Origin of the sequence: Pseudonocardia lacus (assembly GCF_018531445.1) — a bacterium.
In the GTDB taxonomy this organism is placed as follows: Bacteria; Actinomycetota; Actinomycetes; order Mycobacteriales; family Pseudonocardiaceae; genus Pseudonocardia; species Pseudonocardia lacus.
Genome location: NZ_JAHDTH010000330.1, coordinates 1 through 5,269, shown reverse-complemented (window position 1 = coordinate 5,269; position 5,269 = coordinate 1). Strand labels below are relative to the sequence as shown.

Below are 5,269 nucleotides of genomic sequence, written 5' to 3'. Positions count from 1 at the left end.
CTGCTCGCGGCCCTGGCGCGCGGCGTCGTGCCCGTGCTGTGGTCCGACGTCGCCGACGAGCAGGTCCCGGTCGGCGCCGACGTTCCCGTGCCGCTGCTGCTCGCCGCGCCGGAACCGGCGCCGGGGACGTGGCCGCGGCCGCGGATCGACCTGCCCGCCGCCCCACTCGCACCCGCCGACCGGCGCGCCGCGCTGGCCGCGGCCCTGCCCGAGCTGGATCCTCCGACCCATCCCGTCGGGCCCGCCAGCCTCGAGCCCGGCGACCTCGCGCTCGCCGCCGCCGACGTGCGCGCCACCGGAAGCGTCGGGTGGGCCGCGCTGGCCGAGCGGGTCGACGCCCGGACCACCGACGCCGTCCCGCCCGGCGCCGAGCTCGTGCATCCGCGCGCGTCCTGGTCGGACTTGGTGCTGCCGGCCGACCGGACCGCCCAGCTGCGCGAGGCCGTCGACCGGATGCGGGCGCAGGACCGGGTGCTCGACGCCTGGGGCCTGGCCCGCGGCCGGACGGGGCTGCGCGGCCTGCGGCTGCTGTTCGCCGGCCCGCCGGGCACGGGCAAGTCGCTGGCCGCCGAGGTCGTCGCCGCCGAGCTGGGCCGCGACCTGCTCGTCGTCGACCTGTCCCGCCTGGTGTCCAAGTGGCTCGGCGAGACCGAGAAGAACCTCGCGGCGGTGTTCGACGCGGCCGAGCGCGGCGGCGCGGCGCTGCTGTTCGACGAGGCCGACGCGCTGTTCGGCAAGCGCACGGAGGTGGGCGACGCCCGCGACCGCTACGCCAACCTGGAGACGGCCTACCTGCTCGGCCGTCTGGAACGGTTCGAGGGCGTCGCCGTGCTCGCCACGAACCTGCAGCAGAACATGGACGTCGCGTTCGCGCGCCGGCTGGAGTTCGTGGTGACGTTCGACCCGCCGGACGAGGCCGCCCGGCTCGCGCTGTGGCGCGCGCACCTGCCGCCGGCGGCACCGCTGGCCGACGACGTCGACCTCGCCACCGTCGCCGCGCTCTACGACCTCTCGGGAGCGCTGATCCGCAACGCGGCGCTGGCCGCGGCGTTCCTCGCCGCCGCCGCGCCCGCCGAGGAGCGCGTGATCACCGCCGCCCACCTCACCCACGCGATCCGGCGCGAGCACGTCAAGGCCGGACTGTCCTTTCCGGGCCCCGTGCCGGGCGCAATCGCCGCACCGCCGAGCCGAAGGGAGCCATCATGACGACGGCAACCCCCACCGCAGCGCCCACCGCCGACCCGCCGGCCACCCCGGTGGAGGCCCGCACCGCGGAACGCGACCGGTTGAGCACCGCGGTCACGGCCGCGGGGGAGCGGCTCACGGCGCTGCAGGCCGCGCTCGACGCCGCGCGGGCGCTGCTCGCCGGCGCGACCGCCGAGGTCGCCGCGCAGGACCAGGAGGCCTCGCGGCTGCAGCAGCAGTTGACCGCGGCCACCACCGGTCCCGAGCGGCACCGCATCGAGCTCGAGCTCGACGCCACCGCCGTGCGCCGGATCCGCGCGCTGCGGCGGCGGGTCGACGCCGCGGAGACGGTGGCGGGCACGACGGCGGAAGTCACCCGGCTGGGCGCGACCGCGGGCGCGCTCGCCGCGGAGCTGACCACGGCCGAGGCCGCGCTGGTCCAGGCGACGACTGACGCCGCCGACGCCGCGGCGATCCGCGCGGGCCTGGACGCGACGGTCACCGCGGTCACCGCCGGGGTCGTGGCCCTCGCGCCGCGGCTGCAGCTGGCCAGGGCGCAGCTGGACGTCCTGCTGGGCTCGACCGGCATGCGGACGGGGCTCGCCACCCGGCTCGGCGCGGTCGCGGCCGAGGACGCCGCCCGGCGCGCGGCGCTCGCCGCGGCGGAGGAGGCGGTGCGTACGGCCGAGACGGAGCGGGCCCCGGCCGACGGCGCCCTCGCGGCGGCGATCGCGCGGCACGACCGAGCCCTCGCTGCCATCCGTGACGCGCAGGCCGCGCCGCAGCGCCTCACCGACGCGACGACCGCGGTGGAGGCGGTCCTGGCGCTGCCCGCCCTGCCCGACGGCGAGCAGGCGGCCATCAAGGCGGCCGCGGAGGGCACCGACGACCCCGCGGTGATCCCGGTCCAGCCGCCCGCCACGGACCTGGAGAACTGGGCGATCAAGATCCCGGCGACCGTGCTGGCGGCGGCCCTCGCACTGATCGACGCCGAGGCCGTGCTGGACGACCTCGCGGCACTCGACGCGACCGCCCTGCTCGCGGAGCTCAACGCCGCCGAGGCCGCCTACGTCGCGGCGCTCGTCGCGCAGCTCGCGGCCGCCCAGAACCGGGAGGCCGCCGCGGCGGCCGCTGCCGGCGCGCGTGACGAGGTCGCCACCCACGAGGAGACGGCCGCCGACCGGCGCGCCCTCGCGGTGAGCGGGAGCTGACATGACCGCGTCCGGCTCGGCCCCGCTCGCGGCGGCGCTCGAGGTCGACCCCTTCACCTCCCTCGCGGTCCACTTCGGGATGCTGCTCGGGGTGGCCGACTTTCAGGTCCTCGCCGCCAACCCACGCGGCAAGCTGGCCCTGCACCAGGCGTGGCAGCACGGCAAGGGCGTCGCCTGGGGCTACCCGGTGCGCGTCGACGCGGCCGCCGCGGAGCTCGTCGTCGGCCCCGGTCTCGCCACGGACGGGCTCGGCCGCGAGGTCGCCTCGGACGTCGACCAGTGCCTGGACGTGCCGGCGTGGCTCGACCAGCAGGTGGCGGCGAAGGCCGTCGTGCCCCGCGGGGACGGGCTACGCCGGACGGTCGACGCGCAGCTCGTGCTGCGCCACGAGGCATGCCTGACGCGCCCGGTCCCGACGGTCGGATCCACGTGCGGGCAGGGCACCGAGAACCCCGGCTTCTCCCGGGTCCGCGAGCTCGCCCGGCTCGACCTGCGCCCCTACACCACCAGGCCCTGCCCGCCGCCCGACCCGTTCGCGCCGCTGCGCGCGCTGGTGCGCGACGGCACCCTGCCCACGGGCGTCGAGCCGAGCGGGAGCCGGCTCACCGACCTGCGTGCGGTCGCCGCGCGGGTCGTCGCCGCGCTTGGGCCGCCGGGGGTGCTGCCGCCACATCCCGCGGGCAGCACGCGACTGTTCCCCGAGGACGAGCCCGGCGAGATCGTGCTGGCCGACCTGCCCGGCCTGACCGTGGTCGCCGAGACGGGGCGGTGGCGGCTGGAGGCGCCGACCGTCGACCTCTCGGTGCGGCGCGTCCACGTCCCCCCGCAGGTGATCGCCGAGCTGCTCGCCGAGCTGGCCGGCTGCTGCGGGTGCGGCGACGACGCCACCGACGCGGGCGGCCCGCGGGTGGTCTGCATCGAGCGCTCCGGCCGCAGCGTCGTGGTCGAGCTCGACGGCCCGGTCGTACCGGGCACGGTAGGGCCGGCCCTGGAGCTGCGCTCCTTCGACGCGTCGGCGGCCGAACCGGCGTGGAGCGACCCGGCCGTCGTCACGGTCACCTTCGATGACCCGCAGACGCTGCGGTTCGACCTGCCCACCCCGCCGACCGCCGACCTCAGCCACCGGCTGGTGCTGCGCGGCACCGGACCCACACCGCTGGTCGGGCTGGTCGACGGCCGCCCCGTGCCGCTCGCGGGCGGGCTCGGCGACCCGCCCGGCTCGATCTCCGACGGCCACGACGTCACCCACCTCTTCCGCGCGGCAGGGAGCGCATCATGACGATCACCGGACCTGTGTCCCCGATCGGCGCTCAGGACACGGTCGTGATCGACGACGGCCCCGGGGTGGCGTTCGTGCCCGCCGCGGCCCCGCTGATCGGCCTCAACTACTTCGACGGCCGCTTCCTGCGCGCCGACGACCTCAACCTCGAACGGCGCGGCCAGCGAACCTACGCCGACCTGTCCAACCAGGCGCGGGGGACCGGCGTCGTCGCGGGGTTCGACCTGACCGAGCGCGACGGTGCAAGCCTGTCTCTGACCCCCGGGCTGGCCGTGGACCCGCAAGGCCGGGTGCTGCACCTGCCCGTCGCCGTGCCGGTCACGGTCCGGGCCCTGCTCGACGCCTCCGGTGTGCCGGTGGCCGGGGCCACCGCGCCGTCCGAGAGCGCTACCGCGGCCTTCGCACCGTGCGAGGCGGCCGCCGCGGCGCCGCCCGCGACCACCACCGCCGACGGCTCGGACCTATTCCTGGTCTGCCTCGCCCACGCGAGCGGGCTCTGCGGGCAGGCCGAGGTGCTCGGCCGGCTCTGCGACGGAGGCTGCACGACGGCGGCCGACCGACCTTACGTCGTGGACGGGGTGCGGCTCCTGCTGCGCCCGCTCGACCTGACCCTCGACCCGGGCACCGTCGCACCCGGCGTGACGTCGGAGGCACAGCTGCGCTCGCGGGTGGCGGCGGCCTACTTCGCCCGCGAGTTCGCCGACGCGCGCACCCAGCTCTCGAAGGCCGGACTCGAGGGTGCCGTCTGGTCGGCGGGTGCCCCCGCCTCCGGCGGGGACATCGTCCCGATCGGCGTGCTCGGCTGGAACGGCTCGACCATCACCTTCCTCGACACCTGGACGGCGCGACGCGAGCTGATCGATCCCGCGCCGTCGCGCTACTGGGCCGGGCGGGTCGAACAGCGCCCGTGGTCGGTGTTCCTGGCGCAGGTCCTGCAGTTCCAGAGTCACATGACCACGCAGCCCCCGCAGGTCCCGTCCCCCGCGCTGCCACCGCGGATCCTGCTCGAGCGTGGCCTCGTGGAGCTGCCGCCCGCCGGCTACCTCGCCGTCGACCCGGACCGCCCCGACCTGCGTGGCCAGGTGCAGGACCTCGTGGGACCGGGCGTCGCGCTGCGGCTGTGCGCGGTGCCGCGCGACCAGGTCCCGCGCGAGCTGGAACGGGCCCAGCACCTGGAGCGGATCTCGCTGCTCCGCGCCGCGCAGGGCCGCCCACCCGAGGAGGTCGACGTCCTGGTACCCGACGGCTCCGTCGTCGCGGTGCCGGCCCGGCGGACCGGGCTCGGCTTCGCCGTGGACGCGACGGTGGGCGAGCCACCGCTCGACGGGAACACCCGTGCCCTGCCGCTGGTCGGCGCGGCGCGCGTCGGCGACGGTCCGGGAGTCGAGCTGCGGCTCGCGGTGGGCGCCACCGGCAGCGCGCTGGCCCCCTTGATCGTAGGGCTGGTCAACACGATCCTCGACCCGTCCGCGATCGGGCCGGAGCTGACCGGCCGGCGCCCCCGACCCGGCGGGCCGGACGTGGGGCTGCTGCGGGTGTTCGCCGAGGCGGCCGTCACCGAGGCGGCGCGCCGGCGCGCCGGCGCGAGCACCAC

Annotated in this window: 4 protein-coding genes; all 4 read left to right on the top strand. The window is 77.5% G+C overall.

Annotated elements, in window-relative coordinates; translation table 11 throughout:
* The coding region (locus KIK08_RS37095; protein WP_214407992.1) for an ATP-binding protein at positions 1-1,206 on the top strand (1,206 nt) is incomplete at its 5' end.
* The gene (locus tag KIK08_RS37090; protein WP_214407991.1) at positions 1,203-2,396 is read left to right on the top strand and encodes a hypothetical protein; all 1,194 of its coding nucleotides are present in this window, start codon (positions 1,203-1,205) and stop codon (positions 2,394-2,396) included. The genes KIK08_RS37095 and KIK08_RS37090, both read left to right, overlap by 4 nt.
* Before the next feature lies 1 nt (position 2,397).
* Complete coding sequence (locus tag KIK08_RS37085) at positions 2,398-3,675, top strand: hypothetical protein (protein ID WP_214407990.1); 1,278 nt, start codon at positions 2,398-2,400, stop codon at positions 3,673-3,675.
* Positions 3,672-5,269 (top strand): hypothetical protein (locus KIK08_RS37080; protein ID WP_214407989.1); only part of this gene is annotated, 1,598 nt, incomplete at its 3' end. The genes KIK08_RS37085 and KIK08_RS37080, both read left to right, overlap by 4 nt.

What these genes read in the sequence shown, in the direction of transcription:
- KIK08_RS37090 (WP_214407991.1), top strand. Translation starts at nt 1,203, where the DNA reads ATGACGACGGCAACCCCCACCGCAGCGCCCACCGCCGACCCGCCGGCC.
- KIK08_RS37085 (WP_214407990.1), top strand. Translation starts at nt 2,398, where the DNA reads ATGACCGCGTCCGGCTCGGCCCCGCTCGCGGCGGCGCTCGAGGTCGAC.